This is a genomic window from Brevibacillus sp. HB1.1, from assembly GCF_013332445.1.
Classification (GTDB): Bacteria; Bacillota; Bacilli; order Brevibacillales; family Brevibacillaceae; genus Brevibacillus; species Brevibacillus porteri.
This window is the reverse complement of the sequence record NZ_JABMIV010000016.1, coordinates 73,075-99,658: the sequence shown is the minus strand read 5'-3', so window position 1 is coordinate 99,658 and position 26,584 is coordinate 73,075. Positions and strand designations below refer to the sequence as shown.

Annotated in this window: 27 protein-coding genes, 1 tRNA gene and 1 pseudogene; 4 read left to right on the top strand and 25 right to left on the bottom strand. The window is 48.2% G+C overall.

Annotated elements, in window-relative coordinates:
• Positions 1-2 precede the first annotated feature (2 nt).
• Positions 3-95, bottom strand: a tRNA-Ser gene (locus tag HPY27_RS27835).
• Positions 96-850: 755 nt separating this feature from the next.
• Between HPY27_RS27835 and HPY27_RS27830 the strand changes: the two genes are divergently transcribed.
• Positions 851-1,282 (top strand): GNAT family N-acetyltransferase, encoded by a 432-nt coding sequence (locus tag HPY27_RS27830; protein ID WP_017246975.1) that lies wholly within the window; start codon positions 851-853, stop codon positions 1,280-1,282.
• Here HPY27_RS27830 and HPY27_RS27825 read toward each other — a convergent pair.
• The 7 genes from HPY27_RS27825 to HPY27_RS27795 all read right to left on the bottom strand — a co-directional run bounded on the left by HPY27_RS27825 (position 1,277) and on the right by HPY27_RS27795 (position 7,853).
• Positions 1,277-2,044: a type III pantothenate kinase gene (locus tag HPY27_RS27825; protein WP_069852630.1), complete on the bottom strand. Its 768-nt coding sequence runs from the start codon at positions 2,042-2,044 to the stop codon at positions 1,277-1,279. The genes HPY27_RS27830 and HPY27_RS27825 overlap by 6 nt on opposite strands.
• Positions 2,045-2,056: 12 nt before the next feature.
• The gene (gene nadC / locus HPY27_RS27820; RefSeq protein WP_174226459.1) at positions 2,057-2,905 is read right to left on the bottom strand and encodes a carboxylating nicotinate-nucleotide diphosphorylase; all 849 of its coding nucleotides are present in this window, start codon (positions 2,903-2,905) and stop codon (positions 2,057-2,059) included.
• Positions 2,892-4,514, bottom strand: coding sequence for an L-aspartate oxidase (gene nadB / locus HPY27_RS27815; protein ID WP_174226458.1), 1,623 nt, complete (start codon positions 4,512-4,514; stop codon positions 2,892-2,894). The genes nadC and nadB overlap by 14 nt, the downstream gene beginning before the upstream one ends.
• A gap of 115 nt (positions 4,515-4,629) precedes the next feature.
• Positions 4,630-5,055, bottom strand: coding sequence for a Fur family transcriptional regulator (locus tag HPY27_RS27810; protein WP_016740938.1), 426 nt, complete (start codon positions 5,053-5,055; stop codon positions 4,630-4,632).
• 39 nt (positions 5,056-5,094) lie between these two features.
• Positions 5,095-5,934 carry a metal ABC transporter permease gene (locus HPY27_RS27805; RefSeq protein WP_007729939.1) on the bottom strand — a complete coding sequence of 280 codons (840 nt, stop codon included), beginning with the start codon at positions 5,932-5,934 and terminating at the stop codon, positions 5,095-5,097.
• Between the two features lie 35 nt (positions 5,935-5,969).
• A complete protein-coding gene (locus HPY27_RS27800) occupies positions 5,970-6,740 on the bottom strand; it encodes a metal ABC transporter ATP-binding protein (RefSeq protein ID WP_007729940.1) in 771 nt (256 codons plus the stop codon).
• Positions 6,741-6,872: 132 nt separating this feature from the next.
• A complete protein-coding gene (locus HPY27_RS27795) occupies positions 6,873-7,853 on the bottom strand; it encodes a metal ABC transporter substrate-binding protein (protein WP_017246971.1) in 981 nt (326 codons plus the stop codon).
• 192 nt (positions 7,854-8,045) lie between these two features.
• On the opposite strand from HPY27_RS27795, the gene HPY27_RS27790 reads away from it, so the two are divergent.
• From HPY27_RS27790 to HPY27_RS27780, 3 genes are all read left to right on the top strand, one after another.
• Positions 8,046-8,540, top strand: a complete 495-nt coding sequence (locus tag HPY27_RS27790; RefSeq protein WP_174226457.1) for a PCYCGC domain-containing protein — start codon at positions 8,046-8,048, stop codon at positions 8,538-8,540.
• Between the two features lie 111 nt (positions 8,541-8,651).
• Positions 8,652-8,987: a PadR family transcriptional regulator gene (locus HPY27_RS27785; protein WP_017246969.1), complete on the top strand. Its 336-nt coding sequence runs from the start codon at positions 8,652-8,654 to the stop codon at positions 8,985-8,987.
• On the top strand, positions 8,984-10,276 hold the full coding sequence (locus tag HPY27_RS27780) for an FtsW/RodA/SpoVE family cell cycle protein (RefSeq protein WP_174226456.1): 1,293 nt from the start codon (positions 8,984-8,986) through the stop codon (positions 10,274-10,276). The genes HPY27_RS27785 and HPY27_RS27780 overlap by 4 nt, the downstream gene beginning before the upstream one ends.
• Positions 10,277-10,339: 63 nt before the next feature.
• Here HPY27_RS27780 and nadA read toward each other — a convergent pair whose 3' ends face one another.
• From nadA to yabP, 17 genes and pseudogenes are all read right to left on the bottom strand, one after another.
• Positions 10,340-11,284 carry a quinolinate synthase NadA gene (gene nadA, locus HPY27_RS27775; RefSeq protein ID WP_017246967.1) on the bottom strand — a complete coding sequence of 315 codons (945 nt, stop codon included), beginning with the start codon at positions 11,282-11,284 and terminating at the stop codon, positions 10,340-10,342.
• 88 nt (positions 11,285-11,372) lie between these two features.
• Entirely contained in the window at positions 11,373-12,029 is a 657-nt protein-coding gene (locus HPY27_RS27770; protein WP_254613006.1) for an alpha/beta hydrolase, read from the bottom strand.
• Between the two features lie 110 nt (positions 12,030-12,139).
• A pseudogene (locus HPY27_RS27765) lies at positions 12,140-12,511 on the bottom strand (ABC transporter substrate-binding protein); the annotation flags it as partial.
• A gap of 13 nt (positions 12,512-12,524) precedes the next feature.
• A complete protein-coding gene (locus HPY27_RS27760) occupies positions 12,525-13,934 on the bottom strand; it encodes a helix-turn-helix transcriptional regulator (protein ID WP_174226454.1) in 1,410 nt (469 codons plus the stop codon).
• A 4-nt stretch (positions 13,935-13,938) separates the two neighbouring features.
• Positions 13,939-14,808: a Cof-type HAD-IIB family hydrolase gene (locus HPY27_RS27755; RefSeq protein WP_017246963.1), complete on the bottom strand. Its 870-nt coding sequence runs from the start codon at positions 14,806-14,808 to the stop codon at positions 13,939-13,941.
• 349 nt (positions 14,809-15,157) lie between these two features.
• A complete protein-coding gene (gene ftsH / locus HPY27_RS27750; RefSeq protein ID WP_017246962.1) occupies positions 15,158-17,116 on the bottom strand; it encodes an ATP-dependent zinc metalloprotease FtsH in 1,959 nt (652 codons plus the stop codon).
• Positions 17,117-17,185: 69 nt separating this feature from the next.
• Complete coding sequence (hpt, locus tag HPY27_RS27745; protein WP_017246961.1) at positions 17,186-17,725, bottom strand: hypoxanthine phosphoribosyltransferase; 540 nt, start codon at positions 17,723-17,725, stop codon at positions 17,186-17,188.
• Positions 17,722-19,152, bottom strand: coding sequence for a tRNA lysidine(34) synthetase TilS (tilS, locus tag HPY27_RS27740; RefSeq protein ID WP_173624220.1), 1,431 nt, complete (start codon positions 19,150-19,152; stop codon positions 17,722-17,724). Before tilS ends, hpt begins: the two co-directional genes overlap by 4 nt.
• Positions 19,130-19,576 (bottom strand): threonine/serine exporter family protein, encoded by a 447-nt coding sequence (locus tag HPY27_RS27735; RefSeq protein WP_017246959.1) that lies wholly within the window; start codon positions 19,574-19,576, stop codon positions 19,130-19,132. The genes tilS and HPY27_RS27735 overlap by 23 nt, the downstream gene beginning before the upstream one ends.
• Positions 19,577-19,581: 5 nt before the next feature.
• Positions 19,582-20,331, bottom strand: a complete 750-nt coding sequence (locus HPY27_RS27730; protein WP_017246958.1) for a threonine/serine exporter family protein — start codon at positions 20,329-20,331, stop codon at positions 19,582-19,584.
• Positions 20,332-20,346: 15 nt separating this feature from the next.
• A complete protein-coding gene (locus HPY27_RS27725; RefSeq protein WP_254613005.1) occupies positions 20,347-21,282 on the bottom strand; it encodes a serine/threonine protein kinase in 936 nt (311 codons plus the stop codon).
• Complete coding sequence (locus HPY27_RS27720; RefSeq protein ID WP_017246956.1) at positions 21,272-22,033, bottom strand: vWA domain-containing protein; 762 nt, start codon at positions 22,031-22,033, stop codon at positions 21,272-21,274. Before HPY27_RS27720 ends, HPY27_RS27725 begins: the two co-directional genes overlap by 11 nt.
• A 139-nt stretch (positions 22,034-22,172) precedes the next feature.
• Positions 22,173-24,647 carry a stage II sporulation protein E gene (gene spoIIE / locus HPY27_RS27715; protein ID WP_106836629.1) on the bottom strand — a complete coding sequence of 825 codons (2,475 nt, stop codon included), beginning with the start codon at positions 24,645-24,647 and terminating at the stop codon, positions 22,173-22,175.
• Positions 24,648-24,932: 285 nt separating this feature from the next.
• Positions 24,933-25,304 carry a S1 RNA-binding domain-containing protein gene (locus tag HPY27_RS27710; RefSeq protein ID WP_017246954.1) on the bottom strand — a complete coding sequence of 124 codons (372 nt, stop codon included), beginning with the start codon at positions 25,302-25,304 and terminating at the stop codon, positions 24,933-24,935.
• 41 nt (positions 25,305-25,345) lie between these two features.
• The gene (locus HPY27_RS27705; RefSeq protein WP_017246953.1) at positions 25,346-25,654 is read right to left on the bottom strand and encodes an FtsB family cell division protein; all 309 of its coding nucleotides are present in this window, start codon (positions 25,652-25,654) and stop codon (positions 25,346-25,348) included.
• A gap of 18 nt (positions 25,655-25,672) precedes the next feature.
• On the bottom strand, positions 25,673-26,245 hold the full coding sequence (gene yabQ, locus HPY27_RS27700) for a spore cortex biosynthesis protein YabQ (protein WP_174226452.1): 573 nt from the start codon (positions 26,243-26,245) through the stop codon (positions 25,673-25,675).
• Complete coding sequence (yabP, locus tag HPY27_RS27695) at positions 26,242-26,526, bottom strand: sporulation protein YabP (RefSeq protein ID WP_007726414.1); 285 nt, start codon at positions 26,524-26,526, stop codon at positions 26,242-26,244. Before yabP ends, yabQ begins: the two co-directional genes overlap by 4 nt.
• Positions 26,527-26,584 lie beyond the last annotated feature (58 nt).

The window sequence follows — 26,584 nt, the reverse complement described above, 5'->3', positions numbered from 1 at the left end:
GATGGCGGATGGAGTGGGATTTGAACCCACGAGACGGTTCGACACCGCCTACACGATTTCCAATCGTGCTCCTTCGGCCGCTCGGACATCCATCCGTATATTTGAAGTGGATCAAAGCGATCCGCTTGTTTGCCTTTCAGAATTCATATGTTAGCATGCTTTCATCTGAAACGCAAGAACTTTTTTAAAGAAACTTAAAAAGTTCAATGTGACATAACTTTTCTGCTAGGCACAATAGCCATTGTAGCGCGTGGAGCATGTGCTGTCAACGAAAAGTATTGAAAATCTCAACTTTTTTCTCTGTCCCCATCCACGGATGTGAAACACGTATATATCATTACCTGTCAGTCGCTATGTTACTCGCTGAAGGTCACTCTTTTTGTCGAGCCAGCTCGTAACTACACTAACAAGAGATCTCACCATAAGGAATGTTCAAATGGTATAATTTAACTCAAGACAAGACTGGCGGTGGAAGACCACGGCACAGCTTCCTGTAAAGGGGGTGATGCTGATGGTCTCGCTCGGCACGCTTTACCTTTTCCTAAAAGTACTGGCAACCTTGCTAAGCCTCTGGTTTAGCTGCAGGAAGCTCTACCGATGGATAAGAAAGTGGCGTAACAAGCGAAAACCCACCGCCTAAGGTTGACCGCCTGACGGTGGATTCGCTGTTTTAGTATCATGCGCGCCGTGGGTGTTCCACAGCTACTTGTCTCAGGAGCCTTGCCGCTGCAACGGTATTGGCTCCTTTATTATATGTCAGACATTCAATATCTCTACCAATAGTTTAACACCCTTTTTCCATTCCATACAACATTAGCAACGATTTACAAGTAGAAAGGATTTGAAATCGATGACCTCAATCCGTCTCGCTACTCCTCAAGACATTCCTGCTGTCTGTATGATTGATTCAAAGGTGCTCGGTTCAACCAGTCGTTCACCTGAACTTCAAGAAGCCATCGAGCAAGGGCATTGCTACGTGGCGTTAATCGATATGAATATCGTCGGTTTTGCCATCATCAATCAATCGTTTTTTAAGAACAGCTTTATTCACCTACTCATTGTTCACCCTCACTATCAAAAACGCGGGGTTGGCGAGGAGATGATGCACTATCTGGAAACGATCTCCCCTACGGAGAAATTGTTCACTTCCACTAACCTTTCCAACGAAAAAATGCAACGTCTCTGTCTAAAACTCGGATACGCTCACTGCGGAACCCTGACTCACCTAGATCCAGATGATCCTGAAATGTTTTTCTGCAAATACGTTCGTCATCCACTATGATTGATTCCGCTCATAAATCAAACGAAGTCCTTTAAGGGTAAGGTTCTGATCCACGACATGAATACAAGACGTCTCATTGGCAAAAAGCGCTGCCATCCCTCCCGTAGCAACTACGGTAGGTCGCGTACCGTATTCATCCATGATTCTACGTACAATGCCTTCGACCTGACCGATAAACCCATAGAAAATGCCGGACTGCATCGCCGCTATCGTATTACGACCGACTACACTTGCAGGCTTGGCGATTTCGATTCGCGGCAGCTTGGCAGCACGAGTGAAGAGTGCCTCAGTTGATATCCCAATACCGGGAGCAATCGCCCCTCCCCAATATTGTGCCCGCTCGTCGACATAGCAAAAGGTCGTCGCCGTACCAAAATCGACAACAATGAGCGGTGCACCATAATGATGAATCGCAGCAACAGCGTTCACGATTCGATCGGAGCCTACCTCTCGCGGATACTCATACTTGATGTTCAATCCCGTCTTGATACCCGGTCCGACAATCAACGCTTTTTGTTGCATGTACTTCCCACACATGCGTTCAATCGTGAGGTTTAGAGGTGGAACGACAGACGAGATAATAACGCCTCTCACCTGTTCAAAGCCAAGCCCCACGCTACCAAACAAGCTTTTGACGAGCATGCCGTACTCGTCTTCCGTTTTGTTACGATCTGTGGACACTCTCCAATGGTGTTGGAGCTCGTCGCCTTCATACAAGCCCAACACAATATTGGAGTTGCCTATATCTATCACCAATAACATCGAGCTCGCTCCTTATCGCTTGCGCGTATTCAGATCGAGGCTGATATCAAACGCTTTGACAGAATGAGTCAGAGCCCCTACCGAAATGATATCTACGCCCGTTTTTGCAATGTCACCAATCGTCTCCAGACTGACACCGCCAGAGGCCTCGACAATGGCTCGTCCATCGATAAACTGCACGGCTTCCACCATTTGATCGAGTGTCATGTTGTCGAGCATGATCGTATCTGCACCAGCGGCCAATGCTTCCTGAACCTGTTCGAACGATTCGGCCTCTACCTCTACTGTCATCGTATGGGGAATAACTGCGCGGGCCGCTGCAACAGCTTGCGCGATACCGCCCGCTCCTTTGATATGATTGTCCTTGATCATCACGGCATCATACAAGGCAAAACGGTGATTGTAGCCTCCCCCGACTCGAACCGCGTACTTTTCCAAAGCCCTCAGCCCTGGCGTAGTCTTCCGCGTATCGACAACTCGTGCTTTCGTCCCTGCGACGGCCGTTGCGTATTCACTCGTTTTCGTGGCAATCCCAGACAAACGTTGCATTAAATTAAGAGCAAGCCGCTCTCCGCTCAAAATCGAACGAACCGAGCCGCTGACTTCGGCGATCTGCTGACCAACCTCGACTCGTGCTCCTTCTTCTACTTTTGCCTCAAAGACGAGGGCAGAATCAACCGTGGCAAATACTTGCTCCGCAATCGGCAAGCCTGCCACGATTCCCGCTTCTTTCGCATATAAAATGCCGATACCCCGCTCCGATTCAGGAATCGTGCTCAGCGTCGTCACATCACCAAATCCTACATCTTCCTGTAGCCATTCCTCTATTTTTCGCTGAAGCTCCCGTTTATTCCACATCATGCTTCTCACACTCCTCTTGGACACCATCTTCTACGGACTGGATCAAATGCTTCCGCCATAGCAAGTCATCTTTATTCGGAAAATCAGTACGATAATGCCCGCCTCTACTTTCTTCCCGCATCAGTGCCGCTCTCGTTGTCAGGACGGCAGCATTCAGCAGATTGAAGAATTCAAACGTTTCCAGGCTCTCAGGCTCGTACTGATAGTATTGCTCCATTCGCGCAAGCTCTTCTAGTGCTTTCGTTAATCCTTTTTCGTCGCGCTTCACACTGACGTGCCGCAGCATGAGCTTTTGCATTTTCAATCGTTGTTCACGTGTATTGAACGTTTGGGGCAGTTTTTGCTTGGAAACAATCTGGAAGGGATGAATACTCTGCAAATCAGCCAGCTGCTTGATCCGCTCCGCTATCCGGTGACCGAACACAACCGCTTCCGATAATGAGTTGCTGGCCAGTCGATTCGCTCCGTGTACCCCTGTGCAGGATGCTTCTCCACATGCAAAAAGCCGCTTCGTCGAGGTCTCCCCGTTCAAGTCAGTCTGAACTCCGCCCATAATATAATGGCAAGCCGGAGCTACCGGAATCCAATCTGTCACCATATTGAGCCCGTATTGTAAGCAAAAATTATAAATCGTCGGAAAACGACGCTTAATAAGCTCTTCCGATTCGTGAGTGATGTCGAGATACACGAACGTAGACTTCGTCTGTTCCATCTCAGAAACAATCGCCCGGGCGACAATATCACGCGGCGCCAGCTCTTTTTGCGGATGGTACTTGTCCATGAAACGATCACCATTGCTGTTGCGCAAAATGGCACCCTCCCCACGAACGGCTTCCGAAATCAAAAAGCGCGGGGCTCCCGGATAGTAAAGCGCAGTCGGATGAAACTGGATAAATTCCACATCTTTAATGCGAGCACCCGCCCGATACGCGATGCCGATCCCATCTGCCGTAGCGATTTGCGGATTCGTCGTATAACGGTAAAGCTGACCTGCACCTCCTGTAGCCAGCACCGTTGCTTTTGCTTCCAGAAAAAACAATTCGCCATCCGGCTTCCGCACGAGGACACCCACGCATTCGCCATCCTGCGTGATGACATCCACTGCAAAATGATATTCCAAAACCTGAATGTTTGGCTGCTCCATCACACGCTTGGACAAAGCACGGACGATCTCTGCCCCAGTGGCATCTCCGTTCGCATGCAAAATTCGTCGTTTGCTATGCGCGCCTTCCTGTGTTAGCTCGTACTGCCCTTGTTCATCTCGGTCAAATTCCGTTCCATATGCAATCAGTTCATGCAAGCGATCAGGGCCTTCATGCACCAGGACTTCCACAGCGTTATACGAGCAAAGACCTGCTCCAGCGATTAACGTATCCTGTCGATGAAGGGCGGGGGAATCTGATTGGGCTGTTACAGCAGCGATTCCTCCCTGAGCCCAGCGTGTGTTACTATCATCGAGTCCCTTCTTGCTGATCAACACCACATCCGCATACTCACTCGTTTGCAACGCCGTATACAACCCAGCAATTCCTGCTCCAATAACAGCTACATCTGCCCTCATCCGAGGTAAGGTGTGCAAATCAAAGTCCACAATATAACGGGGAATCATGACTGTGTCCCTTCTCTCTTGTAACTGATGATTTTCCACCCATTATAGCAAATACACGCTTGAAGGAGATGCAAAAAAAGAGCGCCCGCAAAAGCGAGCACTCCCCTCTATCCGATTAATTCGAATGCGTTACACATTCCTTACACGTGCCATATACCTCGAACTTGTGCCCCGTCACTTGAAACTCTTCCGGTACCGCAGAAATGATATTCATCGGACATCCTGGCAAAGAAGAAGTCTTTCCACATTCCGTACAAATCACATGGTGATGATGGTGTCCATCTGTCGAACAGGCCAAACGGAATCTGCCTTCCCCGTCCAGCTCCGTCTCTTCCAGAATCCCCAGCTCAACAAAAGTGGAAATGTTGCGATAGACGGTATCGAAGCTGAGTGTTGGATACTGCTCCTTGATTCTCTCCATAATATCTTTGGCAGACAGGTATCGCTTCTCGGCCGCGCAGATTCGAATCATCTCCTCCCGCTTGCCGGTATACTTGAAACCATGTTCTTTCAATATTTGCAGCGCTTCTTCTACTTTCATCGACAAACACTCCTTCCTTTTGTCATATCCGGATAACTCTTACCGGAAAGCGACCCGCAGCTTCTTTACACCCAATACAACCAGCATAACCAGTACTGCCATCAGTACAATTGTACCACCAGATGCCCAATCAAGGAGATAGGCAAAATACAAACCGCTCAGCACGGAAAACTCCGCAAACAAAATCGACAAGAAAATCGTTTGTCGAAAGCTTTTCGCGATTTGCAAACTGGCAGCCACCGGAAGCGTAATCAGCGCCGAGATTAACAGGACACCGACTATACGCATGGAAGCCGCAATCGTCAGAGCGACGAGCACCATAAACCACAGGTTGATCGAACGCCTTGCCACGCCAGAGACGCGAGCGAATTCTTCGTCGAAGGAGACCGCGAAAAGCTCCTTGTAAATCAACAAAACTGTCCCTAAAACAACAACTGCCACACCAATCAGCGCATACAGGTCTTCGATGGACACTGTTACGATTTTTCCGAACAAGTACGAATACAAATCTGCATTAAAACCGTCTGCGATACTGATCAATACCGTAAATAGCCCAAGTCCCGCGGACAAAATAATCGGAATCGCCAAATCCTGATACGCTTTGTACACCTTACGCAGCCGCTCGATGAACAACGAACCGATCACCGCAAACAACATTCCGAAAAACAGCGGATTGACTGCGGAGAAGAAAGCGACCTTTTTGGAAATGAGCATCCCGGCAGCTACACCGGAAAGCGTGACGTGTGACAAGCCATCTGCCATCATCGACAAGCGACGAACAATAAGAAACGTGCCCAAAATAGGACAGATCAGACCAATTAAAATCCCTGAAAACAGGGTATACCGCAAAAAGTCATACTGCCACCAATCAGCAAGCATGTGCATATTCCTTCTTTCTTACCTATTTACAAAGCTTAATGATGATGAGACAGCAGTCTGACCGAATCACCGTACATACTTTGCAAGATTTTTTCTTGGTTATGCTCAAAATCGTGCGCTGTTCCGTGGAAGTGAATTTTCTTCTGCACACAAGCCACCTTGGTCACCCATTGCGACATGACTCCCACATCGTGGCTGACGATCATCATCGTCAATCCGTTCTCTTCCTTCAGCGAACGAAGCAAGCTGTAAAATTGATCGATCGATTCCTGATCGACCCCGACTGTTGGCTCATCGAGGATCAACAGCTCCGGTTCAGCTACAAGAGCACGCGCTATGAATACGCGCTGCAATTGCCCACCGGACAAGTTGCCGATACGTTGATCCAGCTTCTCCAACAAGCCGACTCGCTCCACCGCAGCTCGTACACTCTCATGGTGCTGTTTCGTCAGTCTGCGAAAAAGGCCTACTTTACCGACCAATCCAGATGACACGACTTCTCGTACTGTCGCCGGAAATCCACCCGCTCCATGCGCGACCTGTTGAGCGACGTATCCAATGCGATTCCATTCACGAAACTTGGATAGTGGTTGCCCGAACAGCTCTACTGTTCCTTTGTTTGGCGTCAATAGACCCAAAATTAGCTTCATCAGCGTAGATTTTCCTGACCCATTCGGCCCGACGATGCCCACAAAGTCTCCGCGCTCCAGTGTGAATTCAACCTCATCGAGAACCTGTTTGTCTTCATATTGAAAGGAGACGCCTGTGAGCTTAATGACAGGCACCTCTTGTTTATTTGGTTCCATGAAATATCCATCCCTTAAATCGGATTTGTTCTTATTTGATTCCTTTCATCGTACTACGATTTTGCCCGAACCACAAGCATCCTACTAACGAAAAAATGCCGCCTGGGAAGCGACATCTTTTCGAGGGAAAGCTTATTGGAGTGCAGTCTTTAATGTATTCATATTGTCGCGCATGATGGACAAGTAATCGCGACCTGCTTTCACGTCGTCTTCCGTCAAACCTTCCAACGGATTGAGCGTGGCTGTCTTCACGCCAGCTTCCTTCGCAATTACTTCCGCTACCTTCGGAGAAACCAACGTCTCGAACAGCACATAAGAAATGTTGTGTTCTTTTACATGCTCCACCAAGCGCTTCAACTCTGCTGTGGATGGCTCATCAGAAGGATTGACCCCAGAGATTGCTACTTGCTCCAGCCCGTAGCGTTTTGCCATATAGCTGAATGCGCTGTGAGAAACCATGAATTCTTTCTTTGGCGCTTGCGTAACCATATCTTTGAACTCTTTATCCAGCTGCTCCAGGTCTGTTGCTAGTTGTGTGTAGTTTTTTTCGTAATCGGCAGCGTGCGCTTGATCCTTTTGTACGAGCGTATTTTTGACCTTCTCTGCCTGTGCCTTCAGTTGCATCGGATCGAGCCATACATGAGGGTCCAGATCGCCGTGATCATGCCCTGCTTCTTCTGCGTGACTTTCTTCTGTGTGTCCTTCTCCTTCATGCTCATGTTCAGCTGCACTAATCAGCTCGAGACCTTCCGTCGCATTAACGATCGTTGTCTTGTTTTTATCGAGGTTGGTTACAGCCTTCTCTACCCACAGCTCCAAACCACTGCCGTTATAGGCGAAAATATCTGCTCCGGCCAGAGCAACCATGTCTTTTGCAGTTGGCTCGTAGTCGTGAGGCTCTACGCCAGCGGGAACCAGATTCGTTACCTCCACGTGTTCACCGCCGATTCGCTTCGCTACATATTCCAAGGGATAAATCGTCGTGTATACTTTTGGCTTCCCGGACGCGTCACTGCCAGTTTGCGGAGTACCAGCCGTTTCGTTCGCTGCTCCACATCCCACCAGCCCCACTGCCGTAATGAAACTTAGGGCTGCCAACATAGCTCTTTTCATATATATTTCCTCCTGCTCCAATTCAAAATGATTCCGATTTACGCTCTCGTCGTTTTTCATTATACGGAGAGGCGCCCAAAAAGTAAATAGGATTTATTCCGATTTAAACATCATAAGTGTTCATCTTCTCTCCCAGCTTCACAATTTCTCCATCTCATTATGATAAAATAACTGGCAGGAGGTATGTCCAAGATGAAACGTAACTCATGGTTAGCCATTACTTTTATCACCGCAGCTCTGCTTACTGCCGGCTGTGGCTCTACTGATCAAGCTGAACAGAATCATAGCGATCACACGCAGCACGCCCCCAATGGTGATTTGCAGGAATTGACTGCTTCCGCTGATCAGCTACCAAAATTTTTAGACAACCAAGACCCTGTCATTATCGGATCCTACAAAGTTGCTGCCGCAAATCGTGAGTTGCTCAAATCCATTCCATGCTATTGTGGTTGTGGTGAAAGTGCTGGACACGAGCATAATGGCAACTGCTTCATCAAAGAAGAAAAGTCTGATGGCTCCATTGTCTGGGATGACCACGGCACTCGTTGCGGCGTATGCATGGAAATCGCCGTTATTTCCGGCAAGATGAAAGAAGAAGGCAAATCTACAAAAGAAATTCGTACCTACATAGATCAAACCTATGGGCAAGGCTATGGAAAACCAACTCCTACCCCGATGCCTTCCTAAACACATATAACAAGACTTCCCGATGAGGAAGTCTTTCTTTTTTCCCTTTTATGGAATAGAATGATACATAGATATTCGAGGTATCGAAATCCGAGGTATAAGGAGGTAGCTATGGCAGTTAACAAAGAGTTGATGAAAGGCAGTACGGTCATTCTCATTCTTACCTTGCTGGAACAAAAGGCAATGTACGGCTATGAGATGATCAAGACGATGGAAACGAGCTCGAACGGTGTGCTGTCGCTCAAGGAAGGCACCCTCTATCCCATTCTTCATACCCTTGAGTCTGAAGGAAAGGTCGAGGCGTTTTGGAGCGAAGGTGAAGGAGAGCGAAAACGCAAATACTATCAAATCACCCGCGAAGGCAAGAAGCATCTCAAAGAGAAAAAACAGGAGTGGGAATCTTTTCGTACCGCTGTTGACTCCGTGTTGGGAGGGCAGGCAACATGAGCGAAAACAAGCGAATTGCGCGTTACATAGAAGAAGTTTGCGATCAGATCAAAAACAAAGAGGTTCATGCAGCCATTACGCTAGAGTTGGAGAATCATTTCGCCGAAAAGATCGCGGATTATCGTGAGGCTGGGTATGTGGAAGATGAAGCGACTCGAATTGCGATTGCGGAGATGGGTGATCCTGTCGATGTAGGGCGTCACCTCCATCAGGCGCATAAACCGCGGATGGAGTGGGGAATTGTTTCGATTGTGGGAATCCTGCTCGCTATCGGGCTGGTTACCCTGTATTCTCTTCATATTGCGGAAGATAATCGTAATTTGATCGGGAGACAACTAGTCGGTATCATGATCGGAACAGTCGTCCTCGTGGCGATTCTCTTTTGGGATTACAGTAAATTAAAGAGATATAGTAAGTTTCTGTATTACGGCACGATGATCTTACTCCTATATACACTGCTCACAGGGAGTCCTATAGCCGGTATCCAGTATCTGAACATCGGAGATTCTCCACTCCATTTCATTGGAATCAGTCCCTTCCTGTTCATCGTAGCCCTCGCAGGAATTTTCACAGAGTGGAAAGCGCACAATCGCTACACCATCGTAAAAGTGATTTCGTACTTCTTACCCCCTTGCCTTCTTCTCACGTTAGGCAAATACGAATTTGCCGTTCTCTTATATGTCGGTGGCTACATCGCGCTCGTGATTGCCGCTAAGCCTAGAAAGCTTGTTATACTGAGCTTCCTCACTATGATTTTCGCGTATGTCGGAGGGAGGGTTTACCTGTTCGCTAAACCTTATCAGCTAGATCGTCTGTTTTACTTCCTGAATCCGTACCTCGAGCCGGATGGAAGAGGATATATCATCATTCAATCCTTGAAAGCCATCCAGTCAGCTACCTTATGGGGACAAGGCTTCGGTGCCTCTCTAGATGCATTGCCCGCCCTTGAATCTGACTATATTTTTGCCTACATGGTGTATATCTTTGGACCAATTGTAGGGATAGCTTTTTTCATTCTGGGCGTTATGCTGTTGCTTCGTTTGCTCCATGCCATCAGACGAGTAAAAGATGTATACGGATCCTTGCTTTTATCCGGTATGGTTGTACTCTTTTTCACGCCGTTTTTCTGGGGTATTTTCATGACTGTCGGTCTGGCTCCCCCTATCACTGTGAATCTACCATTCGTTGGCTTTGGAATCGTGCATACCGTATTGCAAATGGCCTTGATAGGACTCGTCTTGAACATTTACCGACGAAAAGACATCCAGCCTTTGACCAAAGCCTCCTAATAGAAAAAGGGAGTAAAGCCCTCTGAGCTCTACTCCCTTTTTGCATTTTTATCAGACTGTCCCTTAAGCAGGAGCTACCGCAAGCATGCGCTCCAAGGAAGCGCGTGCCGCATCAGCAACATCCTTCGGAACAAAAATCTCCGGCTTCATATTCTCCAGCGCCTCGACGCACTTTTTCAGGTTGTTCACCTTCATATTCGGGCAAACGAGGTACTTGGAAGCGAAAATGAACGTTTTGTCCGGGCTGTCCTTTTCCAGCATGTAGCGTGTGCCGTCTTCCGTTCCGATAATAAACTCTTTATGCGAAGACTCGCGGCAGTATTTCAAAATTCCGGTCGTGGAACCAACGTAGTCAGCCAGGGATACCACTTCTGGGCGGCACTCCGGATGAACGACAACCACAGCCTCAGGGTGTTGCTGCTTCAACGTCATGATGTCTTCTACAGACAGTTGGTCATGCGTATTGCAGTACCCTTCCCAAATAATCATTTTCTTGTCCGTGAATTGGGATACATAGTGGCCGAGGTTTTTGTCCGGCACCCAAATGATCTCGTCACTGTCGATCGACTCGATCACGCGCTTCGCGTTGGACGACGTACAGCAGATGTAAGTTTCTGCTTTGACATCCGCAGAAGTATTGATGTAAGCCACTACTTTTGCATTTGGATGCTGTGCCTTGAGCTTGCGGAGCCCGTCTACGTTCACCATGTCCGCCATCGGACAGCCAGCCCGTTCATCGGGAATAATGACGGTCTTCTGGGGATTGAGAATTTTTGCACTTTCTCCCATAAAGTGAACGCCACAGAACAAAATCACATCGGCATCCGTTTCTTTCGCTTTTTGCGCCAATCCAAAGGAATCTCCAATGAAGTCAGCGACCTCCTGAATCTCGGGACGTTGGTAAAAGTGAGCAAGAATGATGGCATTACGCTCTTTCTTCAGCTGCAGCAGTCGTTCACGTAACTCAGCGTTGCGCTGGGCTTTTTTTTCTAACGCTAAAGCGTCCATGGAAAAAATCCCCCTACGGTGGTGTCATAATTTACGGTCATTGTAAGCGTATAACCTCACCTTGTCAACGTGGTACGTCTGAACGAGACTACTCCTCGTTGAACAACCATTGCAGTGCTTCTGGTACGTATTGCACACCCAAGTCAAACGAGTGGAAGTTGCTCTCATAAATTACCTGTCGGATCGAGTCCTCATGAAAACCATTTTGCAGCAAATATTGATAAACTCTTTTGCTATTTGGCACCATCCATTGCTGTCCGTTCGTTCGACCGGAGCCCTCCGCATGACCCAAATTCATGTAAAGGCGCTGGCCTGTATCACGAATGGTGAGCTGCTCGATCCAATCTACGATCCCCGGGAACCAGAAGGAGCCGGAAAAGCTGCCAACCCGTCCAAAAACATCGGGATAGCGTAACCCTATGTAGACGGAAATGAGTCCCCCAAAGGAAAAACCCATGATCCCGGTGTACTCTCGCTCCTGTAATGTGCGGTATTTGCTGTCGATGTACGGCTTCAATCCATTGGCGAGAAAATCGGCATAAACAGAAGCGTTTCCGCCAAACTGCTTGCCGGTCCCCGGCTCAAAAATATTCGGCGACACAAACGGCGTATACTCATCATTTCGGTCGAACGATTCAATACCGACAAATAACAAGCCTGGCAGTTGAGTTGTCGCGGTTAATTCTCTACTCTTCCGAAGAACATCACTATCTTTCGGGTCAATCAAATCACCGTCATCCTGCAAATAGACAACCGCGTAACGCTCTTCGCTTTGATAATAGCCCTTCAGGTAAATAGATTGTGAGCTTGCGGTTTTGGAACTGCTCCACGATAGGTTGCATTCTCCCTTCCTCCTCAAAAGCTTTCGTTGGTGGACATGTATTCGAGTACCCTATTCGTCGCATACTTGATCGCCAACGGTCCTTTCGTACTAATCGATACATCCAACGGGAATACATGCTTTTCTTTTACGGCTTTTAACGATTGCCATACTTTGCTTTGGTTTAACTCCGCCATCGTTGTATCCATTCTGTCCGCATGATCGACCACGAAAATATAATCTGGATTAAGAACCGTGACACCCTCCAGTGAAATCACATCGCCCTCCAGCTTGTACTGCCCCGGAGACTTCATTCCCAAGCCTGTTTCTTGGTCGTATGCATACGAAACGTCATTGTCGTCCAGTACATAAAAAGTGCTTCCATCACCTGCCGCCCGTAAAAACGTTACGGACTTGTCTTTATGCTGGCTTCAACGTTTCAAAAGTAGTCAGCATGCGGTCAGCAAGTGTAGACGCAATCGGTGGCGTTTCTAACGCAAAAAAGTATTCCATCATCCCGAAATGAGTCACGACAATGCGCTTCGGCTCTTTGGGAATCACTACTTCTTTTCCGAGTGCATCCACATACGTTCGCGGCCATTGTTGCTCTGTCGGTTGTGAAGTCGCCTCTGTCGCCGAAGTCGCAACGGGTGTAGCATGCTGCGTTCCACTACTTCCTGTCGTTGTACCTGAACATGCACTGAGTAACAAAGCAAGCCCCAGCACGAGCTTGTGCATTCTTCCTTTCACGTCTATTCCCCTATCCCTCTGAGAATAATTTTCAACAACAATCAGATTGTATGTTTCATTCGATAGGAAGACAAGTTCTGATCTTAGCCTTTTCATAGGATATTCTGAGCCTTCATCAACGTACAATGCTTGCTCCTTGAATTGTCCGGGAGTCAGACCCGTATATTTTTTGAAGGCTCTGATGAAATAGGAGAAATCCGTATACCCGACACCTTCCGCCACTTCCTGAAGAGTGGCATCCGTACGAACCAACAAGTCCTTTGCCTTTTCGAGTCTCACACCAATCATATAATCGATCGGACTATGACCCGTCTGACGCTTGAACTGCTTCGACAAGTACGGAATGCTGTAATTCAACGTCTGAGCGATTGCCTCCAGCGTGATTGGTTCCACATAGTGTTGATGGATGTATTGCTTCGCAAGGAAAACGAGATCATGTTGGGTAATCCCCTCTTCTTGCTCATCCATCTGATCAAGCAGCTCGCAAATAAACAGATGAAACCATCCTTTGGCCCGCAATTGTCTCAATTCATCCTCATCCCCGCTGTTCCAAACGGACCGTAGATGATCCAACTTGTCCAACAGAGTGATAGGCTGCTGTGGCACAATAGAATAAGGAGACAAAAACCAGTTGCGGGATTTCAGGAGATTCATGATTTCCTGACGACTTGGCAACGGAATGATTGCTTTATAGAAAATGATGTAGGATTCCCATTCGTTATCCGTAACGCTTACGTTGAGAGTCAGCCCTTTGCCCCCATGAATCACATGAAATGTATGGACCGGGTACATCACATCATTGAGCTGCACGACTGCTCGACCTCGAACCGTAAACAAAAACACGCTGGCCGGGAGCTGATAAGCCGTTATTTTTTCACCTGGCTGCACGATCTGATGGCGTACATCCAATACTTTCACGGATGCATGGTTCCACAAAATCATAAGCTCTTTGCGCATCATCGTTGCAATCACTCTCCACTTGCCAGTATTTATATGACCAATATAATTGATAATAATTCTCAATAACAACGAGAAAAAAGCAGAAACCGGCCTGTACAGACGCAGTTTCTGCTTTTTCATTCTCTTACTCGCCTTTATCTCCGAGAACGCGCTCCCGAATAAATCGGGCAACGCCTTCCTCATTATGGTGTGGGGCGATATATTTGGCCACTTGCTTGATCTCGTCAGAAGCGTTTTCCATTGCGACGGAATATCCTGCGCCTGTTAATGCCTCACGATCGTTTTCTGCATCGCCAAATGCCATTACTTTCTCTGGGGAGATTCCCCATTTCTCACAGAAGTATTGAAGCCCTTCCCATTTGGAAACCCCTTGAGGAATCACTTCGACATTCTGCTTGCCAGATGAAGTGATCGTCACTTGCTCGCTCCAAGGCCTCAGTTGCTCTTTCACCCACTCAAGACGATCCGGGTCTTGATGCCAGATGAAGAACTTGACGATTTCTACTTCCCCGGACTCTACTTTTTCCAGCATCTCTGCCAATGGCTCTACGCGAGCGAGCCTGTAGTAAGGAAATTTCAAGATCGAGAAGCCTTCCACAGATGCGTCCTCACTCAGAGTCGCTTCCAAGCGTTCACGGTCTTCTTTGATCATCCAGCGATTGCTGTTGGTATCATGAAGCTCATAATATATCGTTTCTTGCCTCAATGCATGGATCGCACCGATTACCATCTCAGTAGGAAGGAGCCATTTACGGACCAACGTGCCATCCCCTTCGAAAACAGCACCCCCATTGCTACAGACATACCCGTCAAAAGGAAAGGATTCGATCGGAATTTGAGCGGAGCCATACATCCTGCCCGTAGACAAAACGAGTTTGCAGCCTTGCTGTTGTAATTGGCGAAGTGCTTCTTTGGTTCCTTCTGTCAGCTTTGATTCGTGAGTCAGTAAGGTTCCATCCATGTCAAATGCAGCCATACCCGGTGTAAGCAACATATCCAATCCCTCTCATTCGCTTTGGATTTGCCATTGAGTCAACATAGTGAAGGAGAAGAAAAAGCACAGTTCTCTTCGACTCTGACACGCCAGCAGGGGGGATTCACTGGCCGTCTCCACTTTAAAAAGGGGCCCGTCGAGCCAAAGCCACCCTACGGGCGGAGGTTTCTCAAAGAAGAAGTGTTCGACAAGCGTGGTCCCCTTTTTTAAGTTCCGACTAGGTAGGCGTTGTCAAGGTCTGCGAGCCCTGTGCTTTTTCTTCTCACCAGCTTTATTGGTTCATCGATACCTTTTAAAAAGGTAACCTAATACATTCCGATATTGCAAAAAAGGGCACCTGAGGCGCCCCTTATTGTTTCGGTTCTTCGTTTGTATCTTCTTGCTTTGGTTCTTCTTTTACTTCTTCTTTTACTTCTTCCAGCTTCGGTTGAATGTTCACGACCACATCTTTATTTGCGTCTGGATCGTTATCCATTTTACCTGTTTCGATCAATTGCTTGATCTGCTCAGCATCGAGAGTCTCTACACGGAGCAGCGTGTTCGCAATCAGATCGAGCTGATCACGGTGCGTCGTCAGCAATTCTGTACACTTTGCGTAGCACTCGTTGATAATATTTTGCATTTCTTGATCGATCTCGTATGCAATCTGATCGGAGTAGTTACGCTCATTGCCATAGTCGCGGCCCAGGAATACCTGTCCTTGACTCTTACCGAACTGCATCGGTCCGAGCTTGCTCATTCCGTATTCGGTAATCATGCTGCGAGCGATAGCAGTCGCGCGCTGGAAGTCATTATGTGCGCCGGTACTAATGTCCCCAAGCACTATTTCCTCCGCAACACGTCCACCCAACAGACCGACGATTTTGTCGAGCAGGTCCGTTTTGGTAGCAAAGAAACGGTCTTCTTTCGGCAGCATCACTGTGTATCCGCCAGCTTGGCCGCGCGGAATGATTGTTACCTTATGTACCATTTCTGCATTTCTCAGATGGTATCCGATGATTGTATGACCAGCTTCGTGGAAGGCTACTAGGCGTCGTTCGTCTTCGCTCACTACGCGAGACTTCTTCGCTGGACCAGCAATTACGCGGTCGATCGCTTCATCCACTTCTGTCATGGTAATTTGCTTTTTGTTTCTACGGGCAGTCAAGAGAGCTGCTTCATTCAACAAGTTCTCCAAATCTGCACCCGTGAAGCCCGATGTACCCCGAGCAATCACGTCCAGCTTCACGTCTTCACCAATCGGCTTGTTGCGGGCATGAACCTTGAGCACCGCTTCACGGCCTTTGATATCAGGACGATCTACTGTAATTTGACGGTCAAAACGTCCCGGACGCAAGAGAGCCGGGTCGAGAATGTCAGGTCGGTTGGTCGCAGCGATCATGATGATCCCTTCGTTTCCACCAAAACCGTCCATCTCTACGAGCAACTGGTTGAGAGTTTGCTCGCGCTCGTCGTGGCCGCCGCCGAGTCCAGCTCCGCGTTGACGACCCACAGCGTCAATCTCGTCAATAAAGATAATGCAAGGAGCATTTTTCTTCGCATTTTCAAACAGGTCACGTACGCGAGATGCACCCACCCCAACGAACATTTCCACGAAGTCAGAACCAGAGATACTGAAGAACGGTACACCAGCTTCGCCTGCAACAGCGCGAGCGAGCAAGGTTTTACCAGTACCTGGAGGTCCTACAAGCAGTACCCCTTTTGGAATACGAGCACCAACCGCGTTGAACTTACGGTTGTCTTTCAGGAAGTCAACGACTTCCTCCAGCTCAGCCTTTTCTTCGTCCGCTCCTGCTACGTCGTCAAAGGTAACGCGTTTCTTTTCTTCGTTGTAAAGCTTCGCGCGGCTTTTACCGAAGTTCATGACTCGGCTTCCGCCACCTTGGGCGTTGTTCAGAAGAAAGAAAAACAGGATGAAGATGATGACAAAAGGAATGATAGAGGTCAAGAACGTGAGCCAAATGCTGTTGCCCTCCGCAGGATTGAACGCTACATTCTTCACTTTTTGTGCATCGATTTTCTCTTCGACTAGCTTCACAACATCTGAATCATACAAAGGAACATTGGTAAAAAATTTGTTGCTTTCCTGTCCCGGAATAGCTTTTGCCAACGTACCCTCAACCCTGTAAGTACCATTCTCTGGTCGAAGCGCCAACTCAGTGACGTTGTCAGCTTTTAGCTGTATCCGGAATTCCTGATATGTAAGTTTCCCAACCTTATCAGTACCGGAGAGGATGAAATTCACGATCCCGACCGTGACAAGAAAAATCAGTAGGTAGAACCCGGTATTACGAAAAAAGCGATTCATTCCTTACCTCCTCTCACGAACAGACACTTTTCACATTTTATCATAGAAAGCACAGTCTCCACAACAAACCTACTTTGTGTAGACCTCAGGCTTCAATACACCGATATAAGGCAGATTACGGTAGTGCTCGTCATAGTCCAAGCCGTATCCCACAACGAATTCGTCTGGAACATCGTAACCCTTATAGTCTGGTGAAATATCCACCTTGCGACGCTCTGGTTTGTTCAAGAGAGTCACCACTTTTACGGAAGCAGCTTCCCGATGGCGCAACAGCTCTACCAAGCGGCTCAGCGTCAGCCCACTGTCCATGATGTCTTCTACAACCAGCACATGTCTGTTTTGCACAGATGTATCGAGATCCTTCAAGATTTTCACCATGCCGGAGGATTCTGTCCCGCTTCCGTAGCTGGAAACAGCCATGAAATCCATTTCGCACGGAATATCCATGTGACGGATCAGATCAGCCATGAAAACGACTGCACCTTTCAGCACGCAGATGACCAATGGATTTTTATCCTTGTATTCTGCAGCCAGCGTCTTGCCTAATTCTTGAACTTTTACCGCGATATCCTCTTCTGATAGCAAAATCTTCTCGATGTCTTGATTCATGAAAAAACCTCCCGCCAATCTTCTCCAAACTCTACCCGCACGTGTAGAAAACGCCTGGTCTGTCCACTGACAGGCGCTACGGCGGAACGGCGCACACCTGGTATCAAAATCACCTCATCGCCCGCCGTCAAAAGCGGAAGTTTGTCACGCCATGCTCGCGGAAATTTGGCATCAATCAATAAATCCTTTAGCTTCTTCTTTCCATCTGCTGAGCCAAACAGGGTGATGCGGTCTCCAGGTTTTCGGTTACGCAAATACAGCGATCCTGGCAACTGATCGGCATCAAAGACCGCTTCATTCGCCGGGAGTCGCTCCCAATCCATGGGACCTTCCAGGTAAGTAATATGTACCGTGGCCTTACTCTCGTCGATCCAGGTTACACCGGGAACGGCGAGCTCGTAACTATACGTATGTATGCGATCCTGTCGCTTTCTACGACGAAAAGTGATTCGCTCGTACACCCGGTCGACTACCAGGTCATTGGGCAAATGTAATTCCGCAGAAGGGCGACTTCCCCCTAGCATGTGCAAAACGGTCTCCACATGTTGCGAAGACCATTCGGTATGTTTTGAGAGATAACTTAATATTAGAGTAATCATTCTCCTTTGTAAAGCAACGTCACAAGTTTGAAACTTGTCATTGTCCATCAAAAATGCTTCGGGTTTTTTCTCAATCGTTACCTCGTCCAACTGCTCAATCGCCAGCCTCATTAAAAGCGCTTCGTCCTGCCGGATTGCCTCTGCGGTAGCCAAGATATGCTCCCGATACTTGTCATTCACTTTTTCCAATAAGGGCATGACATCCAGACGCAGCAGATTGCGCGTATACTTGCGCGATTGGTTGCTGCTATCCTCACGAGGGACAAGTTGATGTTCCCGACAGTAGCCTTCCAGTTCTTGACGCGTTTTATGCAAGAGCGGACGCACGAGCTCAATCGGGCAATCCGCAAGCATTCTTCGCTTCGGCATCCCTGTCAGTCCATGCAACCTGCTGCCTCGCACAAAACGAAAAAGAATCGTTTCCACCTGATCGTCAGCATGATGGGCCAATGCCAGCTTGGTCGCTCCTTGCGCCAGACCTACTTCTCGATACAGCCGATAGCGAATGTCGCGACTTGCTTCTTGCCCGCCCAGTCCCGTTTTTTCCATATAAGCGGGGACATCATACTCAAACAGGTGGAAAGCCACGCCGAGTTCACGACACAGCTCTTCTGCATAGAGTGCGTCCTGCCTTGCTTCTTCCCCACGAAAGCCGTGGTTCAGATGGACAGCATGCAGCTTCCAATTATACTGGTATTGTTGATTGAGAGAAGCCAATATATGCAACAGTGCGGTAGAATCGTTGCCACCGGAAACTCCGACAACAATGGTCTCACCTGGAAGCAAAAGCCCCTCGGACTCAATCTCATTGCGCACGCTTGCCAGCATAGCGGGCTCCTTTCCAAATCGTCAGAACCGAAATTCCAAATATAAGTCCAGAAGCAATCGCGCCAGCCACCATCAAAGTCTTGGTCGCCAGTGTAATCCCTCCGACATAATCGTTGTTCACAAAAGCAAGCATGGCTTTGTAAGCCAACGATCCTGGTACCAGTGGAATTATGCCCGCGACACTAAAATTCGTAGAAGGAACTCGCAGTATAATAGATAAGAGCTGACTGAGCAAAGAGACAGCCGCCGCCGAAACAAACGTCGACAACAATACCTCTGCACCGTAGATAGGAAGAATCGAGTAGACGAGAAAACCGACCACTCCAGCAAAACCACCCGCTACGATGGTTCGAACCGGCACATTGAACAGCACACACCACGCTACTGAAGAGGCGAAGCTAAGCGCCAATCCTTGTATCAACATCGTACTCACCTCGTAAACGAAAGAATAATGGCTGTGGCTACCGCTACGGAGACAGCTGTCAGCATGGCTTCTACTCCGCGTGAAACACCTGCAACCAAATCACCAGCCATCAAATCCCGAAGCGAGTTGGTGATGGCGATCCCCGGAAACAACGGAAGCATCGCACCAATAATAATGATGCTTAAATGCAACTGCGGAAAGATCGTCACGGTCAACAACGCGAAAAGTCCCCCTAGTAAAGCGGCAGAGAACTCCGTAAAAAACTTCATCCGGACAAACTGTTCTAAATATTCCTGGCTCAGATTCACAATCAACCCTGCCATCGCAGAAGGAATCAGACTACCCCAATCTCCCCCTGCAAGCATAGAAAAGGAGCCGCTGGCCGTAGCGGCTGCTAGATGCTGCAACCATTTCGGATAGATCTGCTTTTTTTGATCGATCTCACGCAGCGTCCGATAGGCTTGCTCCAAATTAATTTTCCCACCGACAAACTGTCGGGAAACATCATTCACCAGCGTAATTTTATTGAGATTGGTCGTACGTTTGGGGGTGCGAACCATTCTTGTATGATCCAGTCCACTGCAACGAAAGGACAAGATGATGCTCGTGGGCGTAGCAGAGCTGTTGACATCATCCATCCCCGCAGCCTTCGCAATCAATGCCATTGTCTCTTCCGTCCGATATGTCTCCCCACCGTTTTTCAAAATAATCGAGCCTGCCAACAAGCAAGTATCCATCACCAAATCTGAGGACACGAACCGTCACATCCTTCACATAAACCATGCGTAATACAAAGTGCCAGCCAATAGGAGTAACGAGGCGACAAAAAGACCGCTAATGCCCGCTCCTACATTCCCTTTCGTCCGCGCTTTCTTTTGCGTCTTTTGCGGTTTGGCGCCCATGCTATCTCGCAAGACTGCCAACAGCTCCGCTCGCATTTCTTTCGCGGTCGCAAACTTACCGTGAAACGCCTTCAATAAAGGCTCCCGGTAAGGGTACAGGCTGTCACTTTTTCGTATTATATCACAGAGCAATATCGTGTGACGTGGGTCACCAAGGCTGTTTTTCCACGTTTCCGTTCCAACCGTCAGACGCACCATCATCACGGCTGTCGAGAACAGATCATAGCTTACTTCAGCCCGTCTATCACCTGCGTGCCAAAAAGCTCGATCATACTCTTCTGTAAACTGCCGAACGGCGTTGCCCAGCTTGGTCACTCCACCGAAATCAATCAAGCGTACCTGCTTGTCCGTTTGGGTAACCATCACATTCTGTGGTTTCAAATCACCAAAAATATAGCCATGCTGATGCAAAACATCCAGTCGCGCCAGCAATTGAACCATCATCACGGCCACCCAGTCCGTACCCTCTTGCTTGATATATTCATCCAATTGCAAGCCTTGAAGATACTCCATAGCATAAAACGTACAGGCCTTCCCGTTTACAACGAGATCGTCCACGTCGCACAGGAGCGGTCCCACTTTGGAATCCCGCCCCTGCTGTGTGCTTTTCAACACATTCACTTCCATTAAAATGTCTATGCCTTCCACACCGATCTTAACCGCGCGCTGTACGCCACCTTGGGATACCAAGTACACGGTCCCGTTTGCACCACGCCCCAACTCCCGTAAGACGTGATACGATTTTTTGTTCCATTTGCCAGTAAAGTGCTTGGGCAGGTCGGGGGTGGCTGCCTTAAAAGACATGGTCACGCAGCATTCCGTTCGAGTCGTCCTCTTCGTCTTGGTCGATGTAACGCTCTTGCAGCGAGCGTGGGAGCTTGTCCTGCTCAAACAGGGCAATTGCCTCTACGATGGCGGGGCCAGTAGGAGTAGTTCCGCTCATCGCCAAATCACTCGTAATTTGATGAGCCTGCTCGACCTTTTCTGTCCACGGAATGCGGATATCGAGATGCTTTTGTTTCCCCGGAAATGAACCGACCGCCATTCTGCTTTGTCCACTCCGCGAATGCAGACTGATACTGAAATCGTGTATCGCTTGCTGAACAGCCGACAGCTTTGGCTTCATACTTCCTGAGGTATCCACCAGCATCACGACGTTCAAGCTGCTTTTTTCACCCAACTCGTCAACCATTCCGGCCACCTGCACTCTTTTATCAGGTGCCAGCTCCTCTATTCCGGAATCGCCCAAAATCTCTTTTAATTCTTTATTGACCACTTGATGAATAGTGCGCGTCATTGCTTTTCGCGTCAGCATTTGTACCGTTTGCGCAAGCTGTTGGGGGAACACGATGTCGCAGAGTCCACCACCTGCTTCCGCAATATCCCTGATTTCCTTCTCCCCTTTTTCACCCAACTCACTCTTGTCGATTACACCAATGACATTGACTGTAATCCCTTGCTCCCGTGCCAATGCCGCTGCAGCAACGGGACTCATTCCCGAGTTGGAGCAGCCGTCTGTCACTACCAGTATTTGACGAAGTGTCGCTTCTTTCACAATAATCTCCCCATTCGATCTGTTTTTATTGCCTCAACTATTGTTGAGGTTCCCTGCTCCGCGCAGCGACCATACATCCACTTCACTTCGCAGGATATTTTTAGCAACAGTATCGACGGGTAATAGAGAAAACATACTCCTAACTCACAATCCGTGGACGCTCGAGCTTCTCCATCCCATGCACTGCGATGGCAGCCCACTGTGGTACAAAGCGGTCAATTCGCGCCACCAACACGGTCATGTCATCGACAATTTGTCCGGAATGCTGGCGAATGACTTTTTCCAATAGTAAATCAGCAACCTCCTGCGGATCATTCGTCTCCAGTTCGCTGATGATTCGCTTCATCCACGCTTGCCTATTCTCAATATGACGTGGCGCCTCATAGATGCCATCGGACATCATTACGAGCAAATCACCTGGCTTGAGCATACGAGATACGACATCCACCTCGATTTCTTCCAAAATCCCTACTGGCAGGTTGTTTGCGGTGATTGTGATGACGTCTTTATTTCTTTTGACAAAGCTCGGGGTGGAGCCGATTTTTACAAAACGCGTATGAGCAGTTTGCAAATCGATCAGAGCCAAGTCCACCGTCGCGAACATTTCCTCCTTGGAGCGCAGGGCGAGCACGGAATTAACGGTTTTGATCGAAATTTTTTCGTCCATACCAGATCGCAGAAGCTGCTGGAGCATATCGAGGGCGGATTGACTCTCTATGGATGCCCGCTCGCCATTTCCCATTCCATCGCTGATCGCCAGCGCCATTTTTCCATTACCCAAATCCATCGTGCGGAAGCTGTCACCGGATAATAGCTTACCGTCTTTGGCCGCACCTGCGACCCCGATATCGATTTCATACGTTTTGGCGGAAGCAAGGCACATCGTGCATGAGCCGTCTTTTTGCGCTTCACAATGCCGCTCGCGAACCACAATGTTTTCTCCCAAAATCTCCGTGAGCATGGGAGCCACGATCTTCGCGCATTCGTCGCGGCCATAGCAAGTCGGCTGACTGATTTCGATATCGACCTTGCCTTCTTCCAAGCTGTGTATTTCTACGCGGCGTACCGACAGACCCAAACCCTCCAATGCTTGTGAGACCTGCTTTTCCTGAAAGCTCAGCTCCATGCCCTCTCGTTGTATTTCCCGGGCAAAATCACTCATGACACGAGAAACTCCCGATAGCTGGTCAGCTACAAGCATCCGGCTTTCCTTTACCTGCTTTTTCAGTTGGTCAAACGACTGCTGGCGATCGTATTCTTGCTCCATTACAGTCATGACCTTTTCGGTTTTGACGCATTTGCGCTCCCAATCACGCGGCGGAGTAACACCTGCCAAGGTACCGTGCTCATACACTTTTTCCCTTAAAAAGCGCATTCCCTCATAGGTCGATTGCGTATCTTTTTCCCAGCATTGTTCTTTTTTCCAGCATTTCTGGCAGGTGAATTCAGATACGCGGCTGAGAAAAGCATCGGCCTGTTCTTCTATTTCTTCAGGATCGGCTGTCTGGGCAAAGCTATGGGAGAGTTGCGTAAACAAATCGGAGAATTGCTGGATTTTGCCCGCAGTCACATCGCGGACTCTGCGCATGTATTCTTGATGGGATTGTAGATTCTCGGGGGTCCCAGGGATAAATCGAGCCACTTTTTTCCAAAGAGCAGCAGGGGTCAGAATGAAGAGCACAATGGCCAGAGAGGTTTCAATCAAGGAGTAGTAGAGTGTCTCTTCTGCTCCACCGTAAATCGCAAGAATAGCCGTACCAATCAACAAGCCTGCGGATACGCCGACTTTGCCGCCTTCCTTCAGCAAGCCTGCCAAAAGACCAGAAAAAGCGAGCAGATTGATTTGTAAAAGAGCACTCACATTAGCCAGACTGAGGATGAGACCTGTGACCACACCAACAGCCGCACCGATCGTGCCACCACCGACAAAAGCAAAGACGAGCAACAAATAGCGTGTAAGTACATGCTCCATCGAAATGCCTTCGACCATCCAGTCCACAGTACCCGTCATCAAGGAAGCCAGTAATATGACTAACGAAACGATCTCTTCATTTTTGAGAGGTTCGTAAGGCTTCGCCAAATGAATGATTGATAAGGACTGGATGAAGATGAGCGTCAGTACAAAGCCAAGAATCGCTTCCACTGCTACCATCACAAGCTCGTAGGTCGTTACCTGATTGGTCAGAACCGCATACAACAGACGACTGATGAAAATCGTCCCGACGACCAGCAAAGGCGTCCGTGAAAAATCTTTCTTGCGCATTTTATTCATCAATTTGCAGGCAAACAAGGCAAGTATCACGCTCAACGCTGTTTCCAGTCCAACAGGCACCGACTGGGTAAAAGCGCCGATAATAAGAGCCATCCCCGTGACAAGCAAGCAATCTCGGCGAATATAAAACATGACAATGAAATACGGTATAGCAAAGGGGGTTAGCTCTTCCACGATCAGAGCTCGTCCTAATAAGAAGCCCATGAGAATGGGGAGAACATTCCACTTTTCTATGAAATCTGCTACTTTTTCTCCCCACGTCTGGGCAGTGGTACCCATTCGATCGGACACTTGCCGCGTCCAAGCTTGTCCGGCCTGTGTTACGTTTTTGTTCGCAATCATTTCGCTCCACCCCGTTCTTGGTCAATGTGTTTCTCCATTATACGGAGGGGGCATTGTAAAATTTGTCAAAAATCCAATGAATATTCACAGAATCGTGCGACAAATTCAGTAACGAAAACGGACAAAAAAAACCGACGTTATGGCGGATAACGTCGGCTGACAGGTGATTCGCGCTTTGCGAAACGGGCTTAGGATACTTTATTCGTCAAGACTTTGAAATGACCTTCCTATTTTTACAGTCAAAATGCGCTTTTCACAAAGAAAGAAAAGTCACAATTTTCCGAATCAAAAAGACCGACCGCGGCCCTTTTTCTCTACGCTTTTCTTCAAGGAGGACTGCCTGTCTTCACTTTCTTTCAAAAAGCGGTTCAGCTTTTCTTCAAAACCTTCACTTCGCTCCCGCTGATAGCGGGGTGGCCGTTCCTTTTCCATTGTTTTTTTGATAGAAAGCCCGATCTTGCCCTCACGGAGGCTGAGGACTTTTACCTTTACCGTGTCTCCCATTTTTAAAAATTGATGGATGTCCCGGACGTAGACGTCAGCAATTTCACTAATATGCACCAGTCCGGTCACATCGCCCGGCAGTTGAACAAACGCTCCGAATTTGGTGATACCCGTGACTTTCCCTTCCAGTATGCTCCCGACCTCGATCTCCATGACGTGGAATGCCTCCCTCTCGTTGAAGATCAGATGTATACTCAATCTGGAATGATATAGATGCTTTCGCCCTGCTTGGTAAACAAAATTCGCTTACGGACCAGCTCTGCCAAGTACTCCTGATCGTTTAGCCGGCTTGCTTCATAGGTCAGATCTTCTTGCTTTTGCTGCAAGATCGCTGATTCTTGCTTCAGGGCTTCCAGCTCTGTCTCCTTCTTGGACAACTCGCCACTTTGCAAAAACAAGGTATAGCTAGTCCAGACGAAAAAGCACAGGATCACAAAGAAAAAGAGACGCATTCTCCTTCTTTGCCCTTTTCGGTTAATGGAAGAGGTTCTTGCTTCCTTCATCAGTACGCCACCTCGAATCTACTCCCGCTTTCTCTTTGAGTGAAACCAATTCTTCCAATTGGTCCAAATTCCTGTTGTTTTTCCGTACATTTTTTTCCACAAATGTTGACCCCATCTGGCAAAAGGGGAGGTGACAAAACGCGTCACTTTCCACAAAAAGCCGAGGATCGCGAGCAACACGGAATACAAAAATGTCAGCACCATGATGATCACTCGGAAAAGAAAGAGCACAGGACGTACAAGCAGGATGTCTATAATTTTTATGACCGTACGGTAAAACCACTGACAGAATTTTATCACGCGATGCAAGAAAAGGATATACTTCTTACTACCTAATAAGAAGTAAAGCCACGCGCCAAATAGCATTCCAAAAAATATCGGAAACCGAATAATCCCGTCGTTCACTTTCACCAAAATCAAGAAGACAGCGCCCATACTGCCCACCCAAAAAAGGATATCAAAGAAAAAGACTAACCAGAGTGGCAGTCTGGCCTTGCCCTTAAATACATGGTACGTATCGAATCCCATACCCATCAGTGCACCACACGTCGACATGGCCAATACCGTCTGTAACTGGATGGCGATGTTCACTTGAATAACTTGCCGAAGAATCCTCTCGACCGATCGCCGGCCTGCCCTTGCTCCAGATAGGCCATCTCGTGAACGAGCCCCTCGATCGCTACTTCTCCGGTTTCCAGACTCAAATTTTTCATATGCAGGTTTTGGCCTCGTATGGTTAAAAAGCCGCCGTCCGTCTCCAAGAGGAATTCTTCGCTATCAAAGCTTTCGACGTTTTTTACTCCCGATATAGCTAAGCTGCGACGATTAATCATCACGACTTCATGACGTGGCCGTCTCGTGTGATCGTTCATGATTACTCCCTCCTCACGTACCCTTCTTGTACTATCATATGGGGAGGGATGTCCTGAT